This is a genomic window from Maribacter sp., from assembly GCA_020629415.1.
Lineage (GTDB): Bacteria > Bacteroidota > Bacteroidia > Flavobacteriales > Flavobacteriaceae > Maribacter > Maribacter huludaoensis.
This window is the reverse complement of sequence record JAHDDL010000022.1, coordinates 28,489-50,513: the sequence shown is the minus strand read 5'-3', so window position 1 is coordinate 50,513 and position 22,025 is coordinate 28,489. Positions and strand designations below refer to the sequence as shown.

Genomic DNA, 22,025 nt, shown 5'->3' with positions numbered 1-22,025 from the left:
TTACTTATTTCCTTTTTTCTCTTTTTGCTTTATTTTATAATGAAAAACTTTCGCCACAACCACAGGTTCTTTGTGCGTTAGGGTTGTTAAAAACAAATCCTTTTCCGTTTAGACCACCTGAGTATTCCAACACAGTTCCTACTAAATATAAAAAGCTCTTTTTATCTACGATAATTCGTACGTTATTGTCTTCGAACACTTTATCAGCTTCATCTTTCTTATTATCGAAGTTTAACTCGTAAGATAATCCACTACACCCGCCACTCTTAACACCAACACGCACAAAATCTTTAGAAGCATCAAAACCCTCTTCTGTCATAAGGCTGATGACTTTCTGTTTAGCCGTTTCTGATACTTGAATCATAATATCCCGATTTAATCTAAAATAGTTTACAAATATACGTTATAAGTAGGTTTTTACCATAGAACCTAACATTATTATAAAGTATATTCTAATAGAGAAATACTATAGTTTCAAACAGAAGCATTATTATCTTTTTATGCTATCTTTTTTTATAAATCTACTACTCAAAATTCACTTTAGTAAAAACATGATGTGCCTGTATATACCTAAGAAATTTAATACTTACCCACTGTAAAACACCTTATAATCATAGACCGTCAACAATTAACATGATGCGCCTTTAAAACAATTTTGTTATCAAATGTAAAACTCAATCAAACATCTTAATCAACTAACAATCAACAACTAGTACCTAAATAATTCCTACTTTATCTATCAAATCATTTTACAATCAACATAAATCTAACAGATTTCTATTACCTTCAATACCAAATCAAACAACAACAACGTATGCCAAACAAAGAAATTAACGACAAAGACAACACCCGGCGAACATTCATAAAAAATACCGGTATGGCAGCAGCAGGTTTTATGATCGTACCCAGACACGTTTTAGGGGGAAACGGATATGTTGCCCCGAGCGATAAACTAAACATAGCAAGTATAGGTGTGGGCGGAAAAGGACAAAGCGACATTACATCTTTTGCCGAAAGCCCCAATGTAAATATTGTTTCGCTTTGCGATGTAGATGATAGACAAGCGGTTACATCAAGAACAAATTTTCCAAAAGCATCCTATTACAATGATTACAGGGAAATGTTAGATAAGGAAGACAAAAGCATAGATGCCGTTTCTGTCTCTACCCCTGATCATAACCATGCCGTTGCCACTTATAAAGCAATGTCCATGGGGAAGCATGTTTATGTTCAAAAACCATTGACCCATGATATTTGGGAAGCAAGAATGTTAACAGAAGCAGCTAAAAAATTCAAAGTTGTTACTCAAATGGGCAACCAAGGCGGTTCTGGTGATGGTGTGCGTACCATGAAAGAAATTTACGATACTGGAATCATAGGTGAGGTACATACCGTTAAATGTTGGACCAACAGAGCCATTTGGCCACAGGCATTACAAACACCGACTAAAAAAGATCGTATTCCCAAAGGTCTAAACTGGGATCTTTGGTTAAATACAGCTGCAATGCGAGATTACAATGACGTCTACCTTCCGTTTGATTGGAGAGGCTGGTCAGATTTTGGAACGGGTGCATTAGGTGACATGGCATGCCATATTATGGATCCGGTATACAGAATATTACCCATTTTATATCCGGATACCGTAGAATGTAGTGTATCTGACTCCTTCAGCGGAAATTTTCAATATAAAGACTACCCTAAAAGTTTCCCTAATTCTAGTAAAATACATTTAAGCTACCCAAGAACGGATGGCAAAGGAAAGATTAAAGTTACTTGGATGGATGGCGGACTATTACCTGAAAGACCAGAGGAACTAGGTGATGATGAAGCTTTAGGAAACTGGGACGGAGGCGTATTGTTCATAGGTACCAAAGGAAAGTTAATGGCAGATTGTTATGGTGCAAATCCGCGTTTACTTCCACTGAGCCTAAATGAACAGTTTGAAGTTGAAGAAACAATAGCCCGCGTACCAGAAGGCCATTACGTGCAATGGGTAAATGCATGTATGGCCGGTTACGGAAATGCAGAGACCAGTTCATCATTTGATTACGCCGGACCATTTACCGAAAGTATCTTAATTGGTAACTTGGCGTTAAAATCTTATTTTGAAATAGATCCCACCGTTGAAAATCCAAGCTTTTGGGGCGGTGGAAAACAGTACCATGGTAGAAAACGTTTACAATGGGATGCAGAAAATATGAAAATTACCAATTTTGAACCTGCGAACAAATATGTAAAACGCAATTATAGAGATGGGTATTCGTTAGGTTAGACTACAATACCATTCTAAAATTCAACAGTAAATCCGATGCTTTATAGCTTCGGATTTTTTATGCGGTACATCTTGTTTTACTTCTTATTTTTGCAACATGCTAGAAGATAAAGAACAAGAAAGAACATCATTAGAGAAATTAGGTGAATTCGGGCTTATAGAACACCTCACCAAAGATTTTGAACTTACTCAAAAATCTACCGTAAAAGGAATTGGCGATGATGCCGCCGTGCTAGATTATGAAAAAACAAAGACAGTATTAAGTACCGATCTATTAATAGAGGGCGTGCACTTTGATCTTGCCTACATGCCGTTAAAACATTTAGGTTATAAATCTATCATGGTAAATCTTTCTGACATCTATGCCATGAACGCAACAGCTACACAAGTAACAGTTTCCTTAGCGGTATCAAATAGATTTCCGCTAGAGGCACTTGAGGAATTTTATGCAGGTGTGGCAACGGCATGCAAAACATACAATGTGGATTTGGTGGGCGGTGATACAACCTCATCAAAAACAGGATTAATGATCAGCGTTACCGCAATTGGAATTGCAAAAGAAAAAGACATTGCTTACCGTTCTGGTGCAAAACCAAATGATCTTTTGGTAGTATCCGGTGATTTAGGTGCAGCATATATGGGCTTACAGGTATTGGAGCGAGAAAAAGAAGTATTTAAAGTGAACCCTAATAGTCAGCCAGACCTAGAACCATATTCTTACATTGTGGAGCGACAGTTAAAGCCTGAAGCCAGAAAAGATATTCCTGAGTTATTGAAACAATTGGAAGTTCACCCAACATCTATGATCGATATTAGTGACGGACTTTCTTCAGAAATTCTTCATTTGAGTAAAAGCAGCGGATTGGGAATTGACTTGTACGAAGACAAAATTCCGTTAGACCCTACCGTAATATCTGCATGTGAAGAATTCAAGATAGACAGCACCCTTGTAGCGTTAAGCGGTGGCGAGGACTATGAACTATTGTTTACAATAGACCAAAAAGAATTCCCAAAAATAAAGGGCAATCCACACTTGACCGTCATAGGGCATACCACGGGAAAAGACGAAGGGGCTTACTTAATTTCCAGGAACAATACTAAGATTCCGTTAACCGCACAGGGTTGGAATTCATTTAACTAAAAGCGGACAATTAGGCTACTTGCTGTTGTGCAGCGGTAGTATGTCTTCTTTGGTATATATGTTCTAAAGTTCTATTGATATCTTGTAATTCAGGTGTCAAAGCAGAAAGTTTACCACTTACATCAGTAGTTACTTCTTTTTGACAATGTATACATTTATACTCTTTAATATGAGATGTTACTTTTTTGGATATTGAATAGTGATGGCCAAAAATGCTGCAGAATATTTTTTTCATGCTGTAGGATGTTTTTGCAAAAATTTCGATTTGGGTGATCGAGAAAATGCTATTAATATTTTAAATTGAAACTAACGGAAAATTGCATAAGCTTTATTTCCTTTGGTTAAAGTACTGTATATTAAAGGTCTGCACCACTATTTGTTGTGAGTTTGATCTAACATGTTGTCAATGCACTTTTTTTTGCGGTTATAAAAATTGAAAAAACCTCTACCTCCTGTTATTTAATAATCTTTCACTTACTTTGCATTCATGTTCAAGAAGAAGGAAACCCTAATTACAGCTTTTGCCCTATTCTCTCTTTTTTTTGGAGCAGGCAACCTTATTTTACCTCCTTTACTAGGCTTCAATTCTGGTGACCAATGGTTGGTAGTTACTATCGGTTTTGGACTCTCTGCGGTTGCCATTCCCATTTTTGGTATTTTGGCCCATGCAAAATTACAAGGTTCCCTTATAGACTTTGGCAATAAGGTATCACCTACTTTCAGCTTAATATATGCATTTTTCATATACGCCATTGCCATAGCACTTCCCAGCCCTAGAACAGCATCTGTAACGCATGAAATGGCCATTCAGCCATTTTGGGATATATCTTCCTGGTACACCAGTAGTATCTATTTTGCTTTGGTGTTATTGTTTGCACTTAACCGTTCTAAAATATTGAATATACTGGGCAAAATATTGACGCCGGCAATAATCCTAATTCTACTTTTGGTAATAGGAATAACGATTTTCTCTTTCCCCTTTGATTTTGGAAGCACTACGATTGCCAGTCCGTTTGCCAACGGAATACTGGAAGGCTACCAAACATTCGATGCCATTGGCGCTGTAGTTGTTGGTGGGGTAATCATCATATCCATCAACCTAAAATATGTTGATGCAACCTATGACGAAAAGAAAACATTAATTAGAAATGCTGCTTGGTTTGCCGGTTTGGCCTTGTTTTTAATTTATATGGGGCTTATTCTTTCTGGATCCTTAGTCCATTCTGTATTCGATGTCGATACCACGAGAACAGAAATATTATCCGGTTTAGCAAAACAGAGTTTAGGTAACATCGGTAATTTGTTCTTAAGTATACTGGTAGGTTTAGCATGTTTTACCACCGCAGTAGGTATCGTAACCGGTACGGCAGATTTTGTAGCATCAAGATTTAATGAGTCAAAATCGGCATATACCATTATGGCTATTATTGGTAGTGTATTAGGTGTTCTTGTTGGTCAGTTCAATGTAGCTTATATTATTGCCGTAGCCATACCCTCTTTAATGTTCATTTACCCCATTACCATTATACTCATTGTTTTGAATGTAGTGCCAGATAAATATGCATCGTCATTGGTATTTAGAGCGGTAACCATAGCCACCATACTATTTAGTATTCCTGATTTCTTGGGAAGTATTGAAGCAGTAACACCTGAAGCAAATACGTTTTCGTGGATTCCGCTTCAGCAGTATAGTTTAGGCTGGGTCTTTCCGGCACTTTTAGCATTTGTTCTGACCAATCTTTTAGCCAGAACAAATACAGATTAAAGCGAATTTCTAAAATTCAATTTCTAAACTGATCGGGCAATGGTCACTGCCCATAACCTGATCATGAATTTCGGCGGACTTTACTTTGTCCCAAATAGATTCACTTACCAAAAAGTAGTCTAAACGCCAGCCCACGTTTCTAGCCCTTGCACCACCACGTGCACTCCAAAAGGTATATTTATTGAACGTAGTTGGGTGTAGTTTTCTAAAACTATCAACTAAATTGACCTCTTTCAACATATGGTCAAATCCATCTATTTCCACTTGGGTAAATCCTGATGTCTTATTGTAATTACTTTTGGGGTTGGCTAAATCGTTCTCAGTATGTGCCACGTTAAAATCACCTGTAATGATCAACGGTTTTGATTTTGAAAGCTCTTTTAGGTAATTGGTAAAATCTTTATCCCATCCGGCACGGTAATCCAATCTTTTTAATCCACTACCACTATTTGGAATATAGACGTTCACCAAATGAAAGTGTTCAAATTCAGAATGTGTAATCCTTCCTTCTAAATCATGCGCTTCAATTCCCATGTCCTTATCAAACTTCACAGGCGCTTGTTTAGATAAAATCACGGTACCAGAATACCCTTTTCTTTCGGCACTATTACTAAACAGTTCATAGTCTGTAATATCTTTCAATGCTTCGGCAACCTGATCATCTTGCGCTTTGGTTTCTTGAACACAAAACACATCGGCATCAAATTCCTTTACAATATCCTCAAATCCCTTTTTAACCGAAGCCCTAATTCCATTTACGTTCCACGATACTAATTTCATGCTTGTTATTTAGTTGTTCATTAATTCCTCTATCTCATCTGCCTTAATCGGAATATTCGCCATTAAGTTAAAAGGTTCTCCCTTTTCTTGAATAACCACATCATCTTCTAAACGAATACCCATATTTTCTGCAGGTATATAAATACCCGGCTCTACGGTAAACACCATATTCGCTTTCATTGGTGTTTTCAAAGCCCCGTAATCATGTGTATTTAAACCAATATGGTGACTTGTACCGTGCATGAAGTATTTCTTGTATGCAGGCCATTCGGGATTTTCATTTTGTACATCGGCTTTATCTAACAAACCAAGACCTAAAAGTTCTGAGGTCATTATTTTACCACATTCCTTGTGATATTCTGCCCAAAGCGTACCAGGCACCAACATTTTGGTAGCATCGTCTTTTACACGCAAAACAGCATTGTATACCTCTTTTTGGCGCTTTGTAAATGTACCGTTTACAGGAATAGTCCTTGTTAAGTCACTTGAGTAATTTGCATACTCTGCTGCAACATCCATCAAAATTAAATCGCCATCATTACAAGGCTTATTATTCTCTAAGTAGTGCAATACATTCGCATTATTACCAGAAGCAATAATTGGCTGGTAAGCAAAACCTTTAGATCTATTTCGTACGAATTCATGTAAAAGTTCTGCTTCAATCTCATATTCCATTACGCCCGGTTTCACAAAACCAAGCAGTCTGCGAAATCCTTTTTCAGTGATATTACATGCGGTTTGCATAATATCAATTTCCTCAGGCTCTTTTACACCTCTAATTTCCTGCAAAATAGGATTACTTTTTGCTACGCGATGAGCAGGGTATTCGCGCTTACATTTTTCAATAAACCGATCTTCTCTAGTCTGTGTTTCTACCGCCTGCCTGTAATGTTCGTTTGTATTAAAATAAATAGTCTCGGCTTCGGTCATTAGATCGAAGAAGATTTTATCAAAATCTTGCAACCAACAAATGGTTTTTATCCCAGACACTTCCGTAGCCTTTTCTTTGGTTAATTTTTCACCTTCCCAAATGGCAATATGCTCATTGGTTTCACGAACAAACAAAACTTCGCGATGTTTTTTATTTACAGCATCGGGAAACAACACCAGTATCGTTTCTTCTTGATCAGCACCAGATAGGTAAAATATATCTCTATGTTGCTCAAAAGGCAAAACACTATCGGCTCCTATCGGGTAAATATCGTTAGAGTTAAAAACTGCAATACTTTTAGGTTGCATGCGGTCCATAAATTTCTTACGGTTCTTTATAAATAGGGAGTTAGGTATTTGATCGTATTTCATGAATTTATATTTTGATATAAAATTACGCATTATGTGTTGTTTCCTTAAAAAATAGGGCATGGAATTATAAAATTTACAAGAATGTTAGCACAACTTCTTAGCTACAAAATGGCTAACTTGTTAACCTAAACCAAACAAAGACAACTCATGAGAAAAATTGCTTACCTCATCTTAGGTGCACTATGCCTACAGGCATGTTCAGAAATGCCGAAAGAAGAAACACAATCCGATCTTTTTGCCCGTATTGATACCGAAATAAAACAAAATTCCAAAGGCTATAGCACGTTAAAGGAAGCTACCGAAACTATAGGTCATAGGTTAACAGGATCAACCAACGGTGCACAGGCAGAAGAATACACCTATAACAAATTCAAGGAATATGGTTTTGAAGATGTTGTTTACCAAACTTTTGAAGTTGAAGCATGGGCAAGAGGCGAAGTTGCTTTAACCATCAACGAGGATGATGTTAAGGTAGTGACCTTAGGTCATGCACCTGTAGAAGCACACGTTACCGGTGAAATTGTAGACATGGGCAATGGACTAGATGCAGACTACGCTGCCAACCCAGATGCCGTAAAAGGAAAAATAGCTTTGGTATATATTAATATTCTACCAGGCAGCGAAGAAGGGTTAAGCAATTTACACCGTAGCGAGAAAACGGCTTTAGCCATAAAATATGGTGCTATTGGTATTATTATAATTAATCAAGTGGATAATGGCGTTTTACTTACAGGTACAGCTTCCGTTACCGGAGAGTTGATTCCAATACCTGCCGTATGTATTGGCAAGGAAGATGGCATGGCATTAAAAGAAACGTTGAAGACCAAAAAAGCTACCGCCAAAATTGATATGACCAATACAAGCGATATGATTAAGGCAAGAAACGTAGTTGCAACATTACCTGGTACGGAAATACCTCAAGAAGAAATTGTCATTGGTGGTCATTTAGATTCTTGGGATCTGGCTACCGGTGCCATAGATAACGGTATTGGTTCTTTTGCTGTTTTAGATATTGCAAGAGCTTTTAAAGCAAATAACCTTCATCCAAAACGTACGGTAAAATTCGTAATGTTCATGGGAGAAGAACAAGGGCTACTTGGTTCTAAATTTTTAGTTGAGCAGGCTATTGAGAACAAGACTATTGAGAATATTAAATACATGATGAACTTAGATATGTCCGGTAACCCAATAGGTATGAATGCGGGCGGTAAATTAGATAATGAACAGTTCTTTAAAGATTTAGGTGCTGCCATTCAAAAACAGGACACTATTTATCAAAACAAATTCTCCAACAAATCTGGGCTACATAGCGATCACCAACCTTTTATGCTTGAGGGAGTGCCCATTTTATCGGTACATAGTAATTTAGACCGCTCTATCTACGGATGCTACCATTCTGATTGTGACGATTTTCATTTGGTGAATGAAGACCATATGAAAAATACGGCACGTTTTGGCACAATGATGTTGTATGCTCTGGCAAATGCCGATACTTTACCAGCAACAAAAATGGATAGTGAAACCACTAAAGAATTCATGATCAAAAATGATTTAAAAGAGAAATTGATCATTGGCAACGAATGGAAATGGGAAGAGTAATCTCCATCAAAAGAATATTATTAAGGCAGGGCATTGTACCCGCATTACTCTGCCTTTCTTTTTTAGCAGGATGCTCTCAGCAGCCTGAAGAAAAACCAGTAGATTATTTTGAGCTTGTTCGCCCAGAATTCACGGGTCAGCTTGCCTATGAAACTACAGATTTTGTAGAAGATTATTGGCGTGTTGTGGGCAACACAGGTTTCAACAAAACAATTCACCTTATTGCAGATAGTCTAAAAGCTGCAGGTTATGTATTAGAAGAGGATGCAAAAATTGGTGACCGGTTTACCTACCGTATTGAAAAGCGAGCAATGAACCGCCAAACCTGGGAACCTGTTTCGGCATCACTGCAAATTGTAGGTCAAGAAATACCCTTGCTACTTTCACAAACCAATAGGAACATGACCTATTTAAATTCTGCTTCTACCCCAAAAGAGGGTATTAAGGCAGATGTTCTATGGGTAAAATCTGTTGAAGATATGGAGTCCGCCTCCATGAAAGGAAAAGTAGTTTTTGCAGAAATGAGTGCTAGAAAGTTGTACAAAACCGCAATGAAAAACGGGGCAATAGGAATTCTCACCTATGACAACCCAGGGTATTTACAACCAGAGAAAAATACCACTTCAATTCAATTTAGAAGTCTTCCTTCACAATATGATAGTGATTTCTGGGGCATTGCCCTGTCATATGAAGCAAAAGAAAAATTAGTGGCGCAACTCAAAACAGGTACTACTGAAGTTCAAGTAAAGATAGACATTAAAAGATATCCATCCGAAGAACTGACCATTGTTGCAGATATTAAAGGAAGTGAATTGCCCAATGAACGTTTGGTGTACAGCGCACATGTTCAAGAACCCGGTGCCAATGACAATGCAACGGGTGTTGGCACGCAATTAGAAATGGCTAAAACCGCAGCCAAATTATTCGGCGAAAATAAAATAGCATTTAAAAGAACCATGACTTTTTTATGGGGCGATGAAATTGTTTCTACCAACCGGTATATTCAAGAAAATCCAGAGCGTGCAAAAGGAATTAAATGGGGAATTAGTCTTGATATGGTAGGCGAAAATACTGCAGTAACGGGCGGCACTTTCTTGATTGAAAAAATGCCAGACCCCAGTGCTATTTGGACTCGTGGCAATGATAAACACAGTGAATGGGGCGGTGATGTTTTAAAGTTAGAAGACATGAAACCACACTATTTAAATGATTTTATAACATCGACCTTTAAAAAACAGGGCAATTTTGCGAATTGGGCGGTAGAAACCAACCCGTTTGAAGGTGGAAGTGATCACACTCCTTTTTTACGAGCTGATATTCCCGGACTTTTACTTTGGCATTTTACAGACCAATTTTACCATACCGATAATGACCGTATTGACAAGGTTTCAAAAGAAACCATGAAAAATGTGGGTACTGCGGCACTAGTGAGCGGACTCACCCTAGTAAATTCATCTACGGCATTTGCCTTAGAACAAATATCCTTATTGGAACAAAAAGCCATAGATCGTTTACAAATTGAATTTCAGTTAAGCGTAAACGCTATTAAAAATGGCAACGCCATTGAGAATGAAAAGGCTATTCTAGAAGCTTGGGAAGATTGGTACGTTAAAGCCATCTCAACCACCAACGATGTAGTTTCAAAATCAAACGGCAATATTAAAGACGCCATAAAAGAATCACAATCAAGGGTAACATTAAAATCACAAGAATTGATCAAGAACTTGAATTCCAGCTCTAAAAACTAATCAGTAACTTACCATCTGCAGCATCAAAAACATTATAATGAAACAATTATACTTTCTACTACTAACCGGTATTTCAATAGTATCGGCACAGGTTCAACCAACTACATCTAAAAAAATAGAGGAATCATTGATTGCCAAACAGGCTATGGATGCCAATTCACTGGTCAAAAATATTCCATTAAAAAATGTAGGTCCGTCTGTAATGAGTGGTCGTGTAGTAGATTTAGCCGTCAACGACAACAACCCAACAGAATATTACGTAGCATACGCTTCTGGTGGATTATGGTACACCAACAATAACGGCAACACCTTTACTCCGGTAATGGATGAAACCCAAACCCAAAACCTTGGTGACATTGCGGTTCATTGGCAAAGCGGAACCATTTGGGCAGGTACGGGAGAAAATAACTCATCGCGTTCCTCATACCCCGGTATCGGGATATTAAAGTCTACCGATAAGGGTAAAACCTGGCAACATATGGGCTTATCAGATTCGCACCATATTGGGCGCATTATAATAAATCCTGATAATGCAAATGAAGTAACCGTAGGCGTAACTGGTCATTTATATTCTCCTAACAAAGAACGCGGCATTTACAAAACCACAGATGGTGGTAAAACTTGGAAAAAAACTTTGTTCATTGATGACAATACAGGCATCATCGATGTTGCGGTTTCCCCTAATAATTATCTAATTCAATACGCGGCAGCATGGCAAAAAGATAGAAAAGCATGGAATTTTAACGGTAGCGGAGAAGGTTCTGGCATTTACAAAAGTACAGATGCCGGCACCACATGGACAAAAATTTCAACACCCTCAAGCGGATTTCCTACGGGAGAAGGAGTTGGTAGAATTGGCTTGGCCGTTTTTGATGACAACATTGTTTATGCAGTTCATGACAATCAATTTAGAAGAGAAAAATCCAAAGAAAAAAAGGAGAAACAGTCGGGCTTAACAAAAGATGATTTTAAATCGCTCTCCAAAGAACAGTTCTTGGCCGTGAACGACAAAGAGCTGAACGAATTTCTAAAAACCAATAATTTTCACGAAAAATATAGAGCTGCCAATGTCAAGCAAATGGTTCGTAGTAATACAGTACAACCGGCAGACTTAGCGTTATATTTAGAAGATGCCAACAGTATGCTGTTCGATACGCCGGTTATTGGTGCAGAAGTCTACCGAAGTAATGATGGCGGTAAAACTTGGTCAAAACAAAACGAAGACTATATAGACGACCTTTTTTATAGCTACGGGTATTATTTTGCCCAGGTTACTGTTGATCCTAATAATGTTGATGCCATTTACTTAGCCGGTGTACCCATTATAGCATCTAAAGATGGTGGTAAAACATATATGTCAATAAATGGTGACAACGTTCATTCAGATCACCATGCGTTATGGATCAATCCAAAATTACCCGGTCATCTTATTAATGGAAATGATGGCGGAGTTAACACGAGCTATGATGACGGTAAAAATTGGTTTAAGAACAACTCTCCCACAGTTGGTCAGTTTTATGCCATTGCCGTAGATAATGAAAAACCATATAACATATATGGCGGATTACAAGATAACGGAGTTTGGATGGGACCGCACAATGCAGAGGAAAACAGTGAATGGCAGCAAACAGGGCAATACCCTTGGAAATCTATTTTAGGTGGAGATGGTATGCAAGTAGAGATTGACGATCGCAACGCTAATATCGTTTACACGGGATATCAATTCGGAAATTATTTTAGAATCGATTTAGAAAAAGACCAAAGAAATTATATTCAACCAAAACATGAGCTAGGCGAGGCTCCTTACCGTTTCAACTGGCAAACTCCAATTTTACTTTCTCCCCATAACCAAGATATTTTATATATTGGCAGTAATAAAATGCATCGTTCCTTAAATAAAGGAGATACATGGGAAACTGTTTCAGCTGACCTGACCCAAGGAGGAAAACAAGGTAATGTAGCTTATGGCACCTTGACCACAATTTCTGAATCTACCTATAAATTCGGACTGTTATATACCGGTAGTGACGATGGTCTAATTCAACGAACTGATAATGGTGGTGGTAGTTGGATAACCGTATCTAATAACCTACCTCAAAATTTATGGGTAAGCAGGGTCATTGCTTCAAAACATAACGAAAATAGAGTATATGCTACATTAAACGGTTACCGTTCAGACGACTTTACTCCCTATGTTTTTGTAAGTGATGACAAAGGGTCTACTTGGAAAAACATTTCTAATAACATACCTACATCTGCCGTGAATGTTATAGTAGAAGACCCGGAAAATGAAAACCTTTTATTTGTTGGTACGGATAATGGCTTATACGTTTCATTGGATAGGGGAACAACATGGCAGTCTTTCCAAAATGGAATGCCCTATGTTGCCGTTCATGATTTGGTCATACAAGAAGATGCTAAACATTTAGTGGTGGGTACGCATGGTAGAAGTATTTATACCGCAAATATCGCTGCGCTTCAAAATTTGACTTCAGAAGTTCAGAACAAAGCACTGCACGTATATGCGCTAGAAAATAGTAAACATTCTTCACGTTGGGGTAATTCTTGGAGCTCTTGGTCAAAACCTAGAACACCAGGATTAGACATCACCTTCTACTCTGATAGTGATGATGTGTATGAAGCCAAAATACTATCTTCAGATGATATCGTAGTCAGTGAAACTGAAATTATTGCAGACAAAGGTTTAAATGTTTTATCATATGATGTTGCTTTCTCTAAAATTGGCAAGATGAATCACCTTAAAAAGCACAAAACTGTTTTAAAACAAGCTGATAATGGAAGTACCTATTTACCAAAGGGAACCTATACCGTAGAAATTAAAGGAAACGGAACTGTTGAAAAAGCAACTTTTGATATAGAATAGCACAATGAAAATAGTAGATTGGAACGAGTTACCGGAACTAGGTGTTAGCCATGACCCAAGTATTAAGAAAAAGACATTGATAAATCGTGGTGAAATACCACAATTAATGATGTACGGTACCGCTATTTTTAAACCTGGTCAAAAAGTTGAGCTTCATAAACATGATACTATGTTTGAAGTCTTTCATATACAGACCGGTAAAGCCGTATTTACTATTTCAGGAAAGGATTATGAGGTTGGTCCTGGAAAATGCATCACCATAGCCCCTGGTGAATTACATGGCCAACATAACCCATTTGACCAAAATGTAACTTGGACCTATTTTGGAATAGCTACAGATTAAGAATTATTATTTATGGAACTCACTTTAGGCATACCGGCACTACTTTTCCCTGCCATTTCATTAACAATGCTGGCATACAATGCAAGATACTTGGCCATTGCCGCATTAATACGCCAATTACATCAAAAATATCAAGAAACGGCATCGCAATCCGTTGGGCTACAAGTTCAAAAATTACGTAAACGACTCACCATTATCAAAAACATGCAAGCCACTGCCATTTTCAGTTTTTTATTGGCAGTAATTACAATGACCTTAATTTACGTAGAACTTGCATTTTGGGCTAATTTGATATTTAGTATTAGTTTATTCGCATTGATGGTATCGTTGGTCTTGTCATTGATAGAGGTTCAATTATCGACCAAAGCATTAGAAATTCAGTTGAAGGATATGGAGAAATAATTGATACATATCTAGAAAAGGCTCCTAACTAATAACCATACCGTTCGTCGATGTTTTTACAAGCTATTGGCTTAATAACCAGTATCTTTGACATCTGACAATAATAGGCATGAAAAGAGTTCGAGAACTCGAATTGATTAATCAAATTAAGGAGATTAGAGAATTTGAATTTGGTGTATTCTATTTCTTCAAAGGAGGTATTGTCATCTCTGAAATGAATGAGGGAGCACATTTTAAATGGCAAAATGCAAAAAAAACAGTGTACGCCGCCCAGGAAATATATGATAATGACATTCCACTAATCTATATTGCCAACAGGGTAAACAAATATCGTGTAGCTCCTTTTGAATGGTTCAAGTATCATAAAAATCGTTTTGACATGCAGTATATAGCTTCGGTAGGGCCATTGAAAAACAATTTATTAAGCTCCATAATAAAGAAATTAATTTTCCCAAAAAGGATCAAATCATTCACAGATTTGGATGAAGCTGTTGTTTGGGCTCTGGAGATTTCAAAAAAATCAAAATAAAATTCAGAGATGCCATTTTTTTTGTTGAATGTTTATCAAAATAGAAGCATATATTTTCAAAATTTATTAAACATCTACAAAATTGATTTTAAAATCAATCTAAATTGATATACTAAAACTGCTTAATTCTTGTTAATAACTAGCTTGTGATGTAACTTCGCATATAAAATTAACGACTAATGAGCGGATTTTTTAAATCTTCGATTGGTAGAAAGTACGCAATGGCACTTTCTGCTTTCTTTTTAATGTTTTTTCTACTTCAGCATTTTGCAATAAACATCTTATCGGTTTTTAGCCCCGATGCGTTTAATGAAGCATCGCATTTTATGGGGACCTTTTGGGCCGTACAATATGTTTTGCAACCAATTTTAATTTTTGGTGTTATCTATCATTTTGTGATGGGTTTCATTTTAGAAGCCAGAAATAGAAGTGCAAGAGTGAAAAAATATGCTAAGAACAATGGGGCTGCCAATTCATCTTGGATGAGCCGAAACATGATTTACAGTGGTTTATGCATTTTGGCATTCCTTGTACTGCATTTCATAGATTTCTGGTTTCCAGAAATAAACACCAAATACATTCAGGGTGATATGTCCGGATTATTGGGTAACGGTGAAGGTTTTCGTTATTATCAGGAACTTGCCCATAAATTCGAAAGCCCATTACGTGTTGGCGCTTATGTAATAGCCTTCGTATTCTTATCGCTTCATCTAATGCACGGTTTTAGTTCTGCATTTCAATCTGCAGGTGCATCTAGTATGAGAAAAGAAAAATTACAATTGTTTGGTAAAGCGTATGCTATAATAATTCCTTTAGGATTTATTTTCATTGCTCTTTTTCATCATTTTAATCATCATTAATACCTATTACTTATGTCTGTATTAGACTCAAAAGTACCTAAAGGTCCGTTGGAAACGAAGTGGACCGATTATAAGAATCATATAGATTTGGTTAACCCTGCCAACAAACGTAATATTGACATTATAGTTGTTGGAACAGGATTGGCAGGGGGTTCCGCTGCCGCAACTTTAGCGGAATTAGGCTATAATGTAAAAACATTTTGCTATCAAGATTCTCCAAGAAGAGCGCACTCTATTGCTGCACAAGGTGGTATTAACGCTGCAAAGAACTATCAAGGAGATGGTGATTCTACCTACCGTTTATTTTACGATACCGTAAAAGGTGGTGATTACCGTTCAAGAGAAGCAAACGTATATAGATTGGCAGAAGTTTCTGCGAATATTATTGACCAATGTGTAGCACAAGGGGTTCCTTTTGCACGTGATTATGGCGGACTACTAGACAACCGTTCGTTTGGTGGTGTATTGGTTTCAAGAACTTTTTACGCAAAAGGACAGACAGGACAACAATTATTATTAGGTGCCTATTCTGCCATGAACAGACAAATTGCACGAGGTAAAATTACTCCGTTCAACCGTCATGAAATGTTAGATGTTGTTAAGATAGACGGCAAGGCACGTGGTATTATTGCCCGTAATTTAGTTACCGGTGAAATAGAACGTCATTCCGCACATGCAGTGGTTATAGCATCAGGTGGTTATGGAAATGTATATTTCCTATCTACAAATGCAATGGGATCTAACGTTACCGCATCTTGGAAAATACATAAAAAGGGAGCTTTTTTTGCCAACCCATGTTATACTCAAATCCACCCAACGTGTATTCCACGTTCAGGAGACTACCAGTCTAAACTTACGTTAATGTCAGAGTCTTTGCGTAATGATGGACGTATTTGGGTTCCTAAAAATCTTGAAGATGTTAAGGCAATACGTGAAGGCAAGAAAAAACCGACCGATCTATCTGAAGACGAAAGAGATTACTACTTAGAAAGAAGGTACCCTGCATTTGGTAACCTTGTACCACGTGATGTTGCATCTAGAGCAGCAAAAGAACGTTGTGATGCCGGTTACGGAGTAAATGCAACAGGTGAAGCTGTTTATTTGGATTTTGCAGCCGCTATTGAAAGATACGGAAAGGAGCAAGCAAAGATACACGGTATCAACAATGCATCTGCAGACAAAATTTATGAACTAGGTGCCGCTATCGTAAAAGCAAAATATGGTAACCTTTTTCAAATGTATGAGAAAATCGTTGATCAAGACCCATATAAGACACCTATGATGATCTATCCAGCTGTTCATTATACCATGGGAGGTGTTTGGGTAGATTACAATTTAATGACTACAATACCTGGGTGTTATGCTATTGGTGAAGCCAACTTCTCTGATCATGGTGCAAACCGATTAGGTGCTTCTGCACTTATGCAAGGTTTGGCAGATGGTTATTTTGTTTTACCATATACTATTGGCGATTATTTATCTAATGACATTATAACAGGTAAAATACCTACCGACACACCAGAATTCGATGCCGCGGAAAAAGAAGTAACCGATAGAATAAACTTTTTTATCAATAATAAAGGAGAACATTCTGTAGATTATTACCATAAGAAATTAGGTAAGATCATGTGGGATAAATGTGGTATGTCACGTAATGCAGAAGGATTGAAAAGTGCAATCGATGAAATATCGGCCCTTAGAAAAGATTTCTGGAAAAACGTAAATGTTCCGGGAACAACAACCGAATACAACGAGCAATTAGCAAAAGCAGGAAGAGTTGCAGATTTCTTGGAGTTAGGAGAATTATTCGCTAAAGATGCACTTGTTAGGGAAGAGTCTGCAGGTGGCCACTTTAGAGAAGAACATCAAACAGAAGAAGGTGAAGCAAAAAGACTATCAGAGTTTCAATTTGTTTCTGCTTGGGAGTATAAAGGAGAACCAAAAGATGCTGTATTGCATAAAGAAGAACTCGTTTATGAAAATATAGAAGTTAAAGAAAGAAGTTATAAATAAAGAAGGTAACATGAACTTAACACTTAAAATTTGGCGTCAATCAGACGCGAACGACAAGGGTAAAATGGTCGACTATAAAGTGACAGAAATATCTGAACACATGTCCTTTTTAGAAATGATGGATGTTCTTAACGAACAATTAATAAATAAAGGCGAAGAGCCTGTAGCTTTTGATCATGATTGTAGGGAAGGTATTTGTGGTATGTGCTCTATGTTCATTAATGGTGAGGCTCATGGACCGGATAGAGGAGTAACCACTTGTCAATTGCACATGAGAATGTTCAAAGACGGTGATACCATAACTATAGAGCCTTTTAGGGCAAAAGCCTTTCCGGTTATAAAAGATTTGGTTGTTGACAGAAGTGCTTTTGATCGTATACAACACGCCGGAGGTTATATCTCTGTAAATACATCAGGTAATACGCAAGATGCAAACGCAACGCTTATTTCCAAACATGCAGCTGATGAGGCTATGGATGCAGCAACCTGTATTGGCTGCGGTGCTTGTGTAGCAAGCTGTAAAAATGCTTCGGCTATGTTATTTGTAGGTGCAAAAGTGTCACAATATGCTTTATTGCCACAAGGTCAGGTAGAAGCTGTTGACCGTGTTAAGAATATGGTTGCCCAAATGGATCTAGAAGGTTTTGGGAATTGCACGAATACAGGTGCCTGTGAAGTTGAATGTCCTAAAGGAATTTCTTTGGAAAACATTGCAAGAATGAACAGAGAATTTTTAAGCGCTAATGTAAAAAGTTAAGCTTAGAATCATAAAGTTTTAAAAAATCTCGACCGTAAAGGTTCGAGATTTTTTATTTTTAAGAGATGTCCAAAGACTATTCCAAAGAACGAATAAAAGTACCCAGGTTCAACGAAGCGTCCGGTTTCTATACTACGCCACAACGCTCTAAAATAATGAGCAAAATAAAAGGCAAGAACACAAAACCGGAACTTGCTTTTAGAAAAGCCCTTTATGCCGCTGGATATAGATATCGTATCGATTATAAAAAGTTAATAGGCAAACCTGACATAGCACTACCCAAATATAAAACGGTCATATTTATAGATGGCGAATATTGGCATGGTAAAAACTGGGAAGAACGTAAACCTAAAGTAAAAACTAACAGAGAATTTTGGATAGCCAAAATAGAACGCAATATGCAGCGAGACGCTGAAGTAAACGAAAAACTAATCGCTATGGGTTATACCGTATTTAGATTTTGGGAAACGGATATCAAAAAAAACTTAGAACAATGTTTAGAAAAGACCTTGCGACACTTAAATAGAGTGCAAATGAGCACATACTGAATTTTATCAAGTTCATTTAATAAATGTTTAACCCTTGCCAGCCCTTTATTAATAGACCTTTAACGGACATTGCCTTCTATGATATGTAACTTAGTATCAAAGAAATTATTAATCGTTAAAAACTATATATTATGAAGAGGATAGCAATATTAGCTACAAATGGATTTGAGGAAAGTGAATTAAAATCTCCAAAAGAAGCCATGGAAAAAGAAGGCTTTAATGTTGAAATAGTAAGTTTAGAAAAAGGAGAAATAAAAGGTTGGGCAGATGGAAACTGGACTAACAGCTACACTGTAGATAAAACCTTGAACGAAGTTAGAGCAGAGGACTACAACGCATTGGTGTTACCAGGCGGGGTAATAAACCCTGATTTACTAAGAAGGGAAGAGACGGCATTAGATTTTGTAAGAGACTTTTTTAAATTGAAAAAACCTGTAGCAGCTATTTGCCATGCACCATGGACATTGATAAGTGCAGGTGTTGTAAAAGGGAGAAAAATGACTTCATTTAATTCAATTAAGGATGATTTGATCAATGCCGGAGCCAATTGGGTGGACCAAGAGGTCGTAGTTGATGAAGGATTTGTAACCAGTAGAAATCCTGATGATTTACCTGCTTTTAATTCTAAATTAATTGAGGAAATTAAAGAAGGAAAGCATGAAATGCAACATGCCTAATTAAATTGATTAAAACAAAAAAAAGCTCAACCAGTTGGTTGAGCTTTTTTTATGTCCGTAATTAAAATTATTACTTTTACCACTATGGATTATAATCAGTACAAACGGGCATCAAAACTACCAGATGTAAAAACTACCATATTTACTACAGTAGGCAACCTTGCGAGAAAGCATGCTGCACTTGATCTCTCACAAGGTTTCCCCAATTTTAAGGCAGATGAGAAATTAATATCATTGGTTAACGATGCATTAATTAATGGTCATAACCAATATGCACCCATGCAAGGATATTTTAGCCTAAGAGAGATTATTTCAGAGAAAATCGCATCGTTACATCAACGTACTTATTCTCCCGCTGATGAAGTAACAATAACTGTAGGAGCCACTCAAGCTATTTTTACCGCCATTACAGCCTTTATCAACAAAGGTGATGAGGTAATTATTATAAAACCAGCCTACGATTGTTATGAGCCTGCAATTACGTTAAATGGAGGAATACCTGTTTATGTCCAATTAGATGCCCCAGATTATAAAATAGATTGGTCAGCCTTTGAAAATAAGATTACCGATAAAACCAAAATGGTAATTTTAAATACACCCCACAACCCCACTGGTACCGTTCTAACAAAATCCGATATGGAAGAGTTAGAAAGGATATTAAAACCCACCAATATCATCCTTTTGAGCGACGAGGTTTATGAGCATATCACTTTTGATGGACAAGTTCATGAAAGTGCTTCAAAATTTCCTGATTTAGCCAGTAGAAGTTTTGTCTGTGCTTCTTTTGGGAAAACGTTTCATGTAACGGGGTGGAAAATTGGCTATTGCGTAGCTCCTGCTGAATTGATGGCCGAATTTAGAAAAGTACATCAATTTGCGGTTTTCTGTGTAGATCATCCGGTACAACGTGCAATGGCTGATTATTTAAAGCACCCATCACATTATTTAGATTTGAACAATTTTTACCAAGAAAAACGAGATTTCTTCCTAAATGGATTAAAATCGTCCAAGTTTAAGTTCAAACCTTCTCTAGGAACCTATTTTCAATTATTAGATTATACCAACATTTCCAAGGAAGAAGATGAAGATATTAGCAGACGTATAATTATAGAAAATGGATTGGCCTCTATTCCTATTTCATCATTTAATGTTGATAACAGAAATGATTTTATGCTAAGGTTCTGCTTTGCCAAAAAGAAAGAAACCTTAGAGAAAGCAGTAGAGATTTTATGCAAGCTCTAAAGGGTATTGTTAAAAAGCAGCATTTACCTTGGTCATAAACTCTCCAACTTTACTAGGCTCTAACCAGCGTGTAACCACAACAACATCATTTTCTTTATCTACGATAATGAAATTACCCCCAAAACCGGCAGCGTAAAAAATATTTTCAGATAGTCCTTCCCAATGTCTAGCCCCTTTCTTATTTAACCACCACATATACCCATAATTAGCATTAGGTATTGACGGTGTAGTTGCCTTTTTTATCCAACCTTCAGAAATCAATCTTTCATTCTTCCACTTACCATTATTTAAGAAAAGCATACCAAAACGGGCCATATCTTGTGTACTAATGAATATTCCAGCACCAGAATGCCCGCCACCGGTAACAGATTTCATTTGTAGCCCGTCAATTTCTGTCCAAGCATTATCATAGCCAAACCAGCGCCATGTAGATGAAGCACCAATTTTGTCCATAATTTTTTCTTTCAGGACTAACGGCATTGGTTTGCGCCATACATGTGTTAACGAATATGCCAATACGTTTACCCGCACATCGTTATACTCCATAACCGTACCCGGTTCTTTAGGTATAGCTAACTTCCAATCATCAATATCTCCATTACTTGGTGGTCTATCCGCCCAATCTTTACCTCCCCACAGTTCACCAGACCAAGCGGAATTTTGCTGCAACAGATGCTCCCAAGTAATCTTGGAATTATGCGCTCCGTCAAAAGTACCATCCCAAATATACTCACCAACCAAATTTTTGGTGTTAGTAATAATTCCTTCGTCTTCTGCAAGACCTGCCATAGTACTTAAAAAACTCTTGGTGACACTAAAAGTCATATCTACTCTTTTAGTATTTCCCCATTGTGCAACTACATACCCTTTTTTGAGAATCATACCTGCAGGACCACCTCTCTTTTTTGTCGGACCTAGTATTTTATGAAACGGTTCTTTTTCAAATCCTTTTACAATTGCAATTCGTAAATCTCTAGAACCAGAGTATTCATTTGCTTCTGCAAAATTTACTGCTTCTTTAAGATTTGCACTATTTATTTTAAAATTTTCAGGAGATTTTACTTCCCAATCAACATTGCGTTCTGGAAAATAGTATTCTTGTGCTTGTAGGTTAAGAATGCCAAAAAGCACAAGTAAAGTAATAAGATGTAATTTCATGAGAA

At 37.2% G+C, this 22,025-nt stretch carries 20 protein-coding genes; 15 read left to right on the top strand and 5 right to left on the bottom strand.

Annotated features, from left to right (window positions below; translation table 11 throughout):
- Nucleotides 1-34 precede the first annotated feature (34 nt).
- Nucleotides 35-364 carry a HesB/IscA family protein gene (locus tag QZ657_RS10455; protein WP_058104477.1) on the bottom strand — a complete coding sequence of 110 codons (330 nt, stop codon included), beginning with the start codon at nt 362-364 and terminating at the stop codon, nt 35-37.
- 450 nt (nt 365-814) lie between these two features.
- Here QZ657_RS10455 and QZ657_RS10450 point away from each other — a divergent pair, with 450 nt between their 5' ends.
- Both QZ657_RS10450 and thiL read left to right on the top strand, forming a co-directional pair.
- Nucleotides 815-2,272: a Gfo/Idh/MocA family protein gene (locus QZ657_RS10450; RefSeq protein WP_291966747.1), complete on the top strand. Its 1,458-nt coding sequence runs from the start codon at nt 815-817 to the stop codon at nt 2,270-2,272.
- A 97-nt stretch (nt 2,273-2,369) separates the two neighbouring features.
- Nucleotides 2,370-3,413: a thiamine-phosphate kinase gene (gene thiL / locus QZ657_RS10445; RefSeq protein ID WP_291966745.1), complete on the top strand. Its 1,044-nt coding sequence runs from the start codon at nt 2,370-2,372 to the stop codon at nt 3,411-3,413.
- A gap of 10 nt (nt 3,414-3,423) precedes the next feature.
- Here thiL and QZ657_RS10440 read toward each other — a convergent pair whose 3' ends face one another.
- Nucleotides 3,424-3,648 (bottom strand): hypothetical protein, encoded by a 225-nt coding sequence (locus tag QZ657_RS10440; protein ID WP_276470460.1) that lies wholly within the window; start codon nt 3,646-3,648, stop codon nt 3,424-3,426.
- 252 nt (nt 3,649-3,900) lie between these two features.
- On the opposite strand from QZ657_RS10440, the gene QZ657_RS10435 reads away from it, so the two are divergent.
- Nucleotides 3,901-5,178, top strand: coding sequence for a branched-chain amino acid transport system II carrier protein (locus tag QZ657_RS10435; protein WP_291966743.1), 1,278 nt, complete (start codon nt 3,901-3,903; stop codon nt 5,176-5,178).
- Nucleotides 5,179-5,187: 9 nt separating this feature from the next.
- Here the strand turns inward: QZ657_RS10435 and QZ657_RS10430 are convergent, their stop codons facing one another.
- Nucleotides 5,188-5,958 carry an exodeoxyribonuclease III gene (locus QZ657_RS10430; protein WP_291966741.1) on the bottom strand — a complete coding sequence of 257 codons (771 nt, stop codon included), beginning with the start codon at nt 5,956-5,958 and terminating at the stop codon, nt 5,188-5,190.
- A 9-nt stretch (nt 5,959-5,967) separates the two neighbouring features.
- Nucleotides 5,968-7,260: an aminopeptidase P family protein gene (locus QZ657_RS10425; RefSeq protein WP_291966739.1), complete on the bottom strand. Its 1,293-nt coding sequence runs from the start codon at nt 7,258-7,260 to the stop codon at nt 5,968-5,970.
- A 147-nt stretch (nt 7,261-7,407) separates the two neighbouring features.
- Here QZ657_RS10425 and QZ657_RS10420 point away from each other — a divergent pair, with 147 nt between their 5' ends.
- From QZ657_RS10420 to QZ657_RS10365, 12 genes are all read left to right on the top strand, one after another.
- On the top strand, nt 7,408-8,859 hold the full coding sequence (locus QZ657_RS10420) for a M20/M25/M40 family metallo-hydrolase (RefSeq protein WP_291966738.1): 1,452 nt from the start codon (nt 7,408-7,410) through the stop codon (nt 8,857-8,859).
- Nucleotides 8,847-10,607, top strand: coding sequence for a M28 family peptidase (locus QZ657_RS10415; protein WP_291966736.1), 1,761 nt, complete (start codon nt 8,847-8,849; stop codon nt 10,605-10,607). The genes QZ657_RS10420 and QZ657_RS10415 overlap by 13 nt, the downstream gene beginning before the upstream one ends.
- Before the next feature lie 37 nt (nt 10,608-10,644).
- Nucleotides 10,645-13,491, top strand: coding sequence for a WD40/YVTN/BNR-like repeat-containing protein (locus tag QZ657_RS10410; protein ID WP_291966734.1), 2,847 nt, complete (start codon nt 10,645-10,647; stop codon nt 13,489-13,491).
- Nucleotides 13,492-13,495: 4 nt separating this feature from the next.
- Nucleotides 13,496-13,834 (top strand): cupin domain-containing protein, encoded by a 339-nt coding sequence (locus tag QZ657_RS10405; RefSeq protein WP_291966733.1) that lies wholly within the window; start codon nt 13,496-13,498, stop codon nt 13,832-13,834.
- A gap of 12 nt (nt 13,835-13,846) precedes the next feature.
- The gene (locus QZ657_RS10400) at nt 13,847-14,236 is read left to right on the top strand and encodes a DUF2721 domain-containing protein (RefSeq protein ID WP_276470468.1); all 390 of its coding nucleotides are present in this window, start codon (nt 13,847-13,849) and stop codon (nt 14,234-14,236) included.
- Nucleotides 14,237-14,345: 109 nt separating this feature from the next.
- Entirely contained in the window at nt 14,346-14,765 is a 420-nt protein-coding gene (locus QZ657_RS10395) for a hypothetical protein (RefSeq protein WP_291963620.1), read from the top strand.
- 179 nt (nt 14,766-14,944) lie between these two features.
- Nucleotides 14,945-15,625: a succinate dehydrogenase cytochrome b subunit gene (locus QZ657_RS10390; RefSeq protein WP_291966731.1), complete on the top strand. Its 681-nt coding sequence runs from the start codon at nt 14,945-14,947 to the stop codon at nt 15,623-15,625.
- A gap of 12 nt (nt 15,626-15,637) precedes the next feature.
- Entirely contained in the window at nt 15,638-17,638 is a 2,001-nt protein-coding gene (locus QZ657_RS10385; protein WP_291966729.1) for a fumarate reductase/succinate dehydrogenase flavoprotein subunit, read from the top strand.
- A gap of 10 nt (nt 17,639-17,648) precedes the next feature.
- Nucleotides 17,649-18,395: a succinate dehydrogenase/fumarate reductase iron-sulfur subunit gene (locus QZ657_RS10380; RefSeq protein WP_276470472.1), complete on the top strand. Its 747-nt coding sequence runs from the start codon at nt 17,649-17,651 to the stop codon at nt 18,393-18,395.
- Between the two features lie 65 nt (nt 18,396-18,460).
- On the top strand, nt 18,461-18,943 hold the full coding sequence (locus QZ657_RS10375) for a very short patch repair endonuclease (RefSeq protein ID WP_291966727.1): 483 nt from the start codon (nt 18,461-18,463) through the stop codon (nt 18,941-18,943).
- 131 nt (nt 18,944-19,074) lie between these two features.
- Nucleotides 19,075-19,620 (top strand): type 1 glutamine amidotransferase domain-containing protein, encoded by a 546-nt coding sequence (locus QZ657_RS10370; protein ID WP_291966726.1) that lies wholly within the window; start codon nt 19,075-19,077, stop codon nt 19,618-19,620.
- A gap of 51 nt (nt 19,621-19,671) precedes the next feature.
- Nucleotides 19,672-20,862 (top strand): methionine aminotransferase, encoded by a 1,191-nt coding sequence (locus tag QZ657_RS10365; RefSeq protein ID WP_291966724.1) that lies wholly within the window; start codon nt 19,672-19,674, stop codon nt 20,860-20,862.
- A 9-nt stretch (nt 20,863-20,871) separates the two neighbouring features.
- Here the strand turns inward: QZ657_RS10365 and QZ657_RS10360 are convergent, their stop codons facing one another.
- Complete coding sequence (locus QZ657_RS10360; protein ID WP_291966722.1) at nt 20,872-22,020, bottom strand: serine hydrolase domain-containing protein; 1,149 nt, start codon at nt 22,018-22,020, stop codon at nt 20,872-20,874.
- Nucleotides 22,021-22,025 lie beyond the last annotated feature (5 nt).

Bases quoted from the DNA above. Each gene is read 5' to 3' on its own strand.
- QZ657_RS10415 (WP_291966736.1), top strand. From the start codon at position 8,847: ATGGGAAGAGTAATCTCCATCAAAAGAATATTATTAAGGCAGGGCATT.
- QZ657_RS10420 (WP_291966738.1), top strand. From the start codon at position 7,408: ATGAGAAAAATTGCTTACCTCATCTTAGGTGCACTATGCCTACAGGCA.
- QZ657_RS10365 (WP_291966724.1), top strand. From the start codon at position 19,672: ATGTCCGTAATTAAAATTATTACTTTTACCACTATGGATTATAATCAG.
- QZ657_RS10360 (WP_291966722.1), bottom strand. From the start codon at position 22,020: ATGAAATTACATCTTATTACTTTACTTGTGCTTTTTGGCATTCTTAAC.
- QZ657_RS10405 (WP_291966733.1), top strand. From the start codon at position 13,496: ATGAAAATAGTAGATTGGAACGAGTTACCGGAACTAGGTGTTAGCCAT.
- QZ657_RS10375 (WP_291966727.1), top strand. From the start codon at position 18,461: ATGTCCAAAGACTATTCCAAAGAACGAATAAAAGTACCCAGGTTCAAC.
- QZ657_RS10430 (WP_291966741.1), bottom strand. From the start codon at position 5,958: ATGAAATTAGTATCGTGGAACGTAAATGGAATTAGGGCTTCGGTTAAA.
- QZ657_RS10400 (WP_276470468.1), top strand. From the start codon at position 13,847: ATGGAACTCACTTTAGGCATACCGGCACTACTTTTCCCTGCCATTTCA.
- QZ657_RS10455 (WP_058104477.1), bottom strand. From the start codon at position 364: ATGATTCAAGTATCAGAAACGGCTAAACAGAAAGTCATCAGCCTTATG.
- QZ657_RS10390 (WP_291966731.1), top strand. From the start codon at position 14,945: ATGAGCGGATTTTTTAAATCTTCGATTGGTAGAAAGTACGCAATGGCA.
- QZ657_RS10370 (WP_291966726.1), top strand. From the start codon at position 19,075: ATGAAGAGGATAGCAATATTAGCTACAAATGGATTTGAGGAAAGTGAA.
- QZ657_RS10385 (WP_291966729.1), top strand. From the start codon at position 15,638: ATGTCTGTATTAGACTCAAAAGTACCTAAAGGTCCGTTGGAAACGAAG.
- QZ657_RS10395 (WP_291963620.1), top strand. From the start codon at position 14,346: ATGAAAAGAGTTCGAGAACTCGAATTGATTAATCAAATTAAGGAGATT.
- QZ657_RS10440 (WP_276470460.1), bottom strand. From the start codon at position 3,648: ATGAAAAAAATATTCTGCAGCATTTTTGGCCATCACTATTCAATATCC.
- QZ657_RS10410 (WP_291966734.1), top strand. From the start codon at position 10,645: ATGAAACAATTATACTTTCTACTACTAACCGGTATTTCAATAGTATCG.
- QZ657_RS10435 (WP_291966743.1), top strand. From the start codon at position 3,901: ATGTTCAAGAAGAAGGAAACCCTAATTACAGCTTTTGCCCTATTCTCT.
- QZ657_RS10425 (WP_291966739.1), bottom strand. From the start codon at position 7,260: ATGAAATACGATCAAATACCTAACTCCCTATTTATAAAGAACCGTAAG.
- QZ657_RS10380 (WP_276470472.1), top strand. From the start codon at position 17,649: ATGAACTTAACACTTAAAATTTGGCGTCAATCAGACGCGAACGACAAG.
- QZ657_RS10450 (WP_291966747.1), top strand. From the start codon at position 815: ATGCCAAACAAAGAAATTAACGACAAAGACAACACCCGGCGAACATTC.
- thiL (WP_291966745.1), top strand. From the start codon at position 2,370: ATGCTAGAAGATAAAGAACAAGAAAGAACATCATTAGAGAAATTAGGT.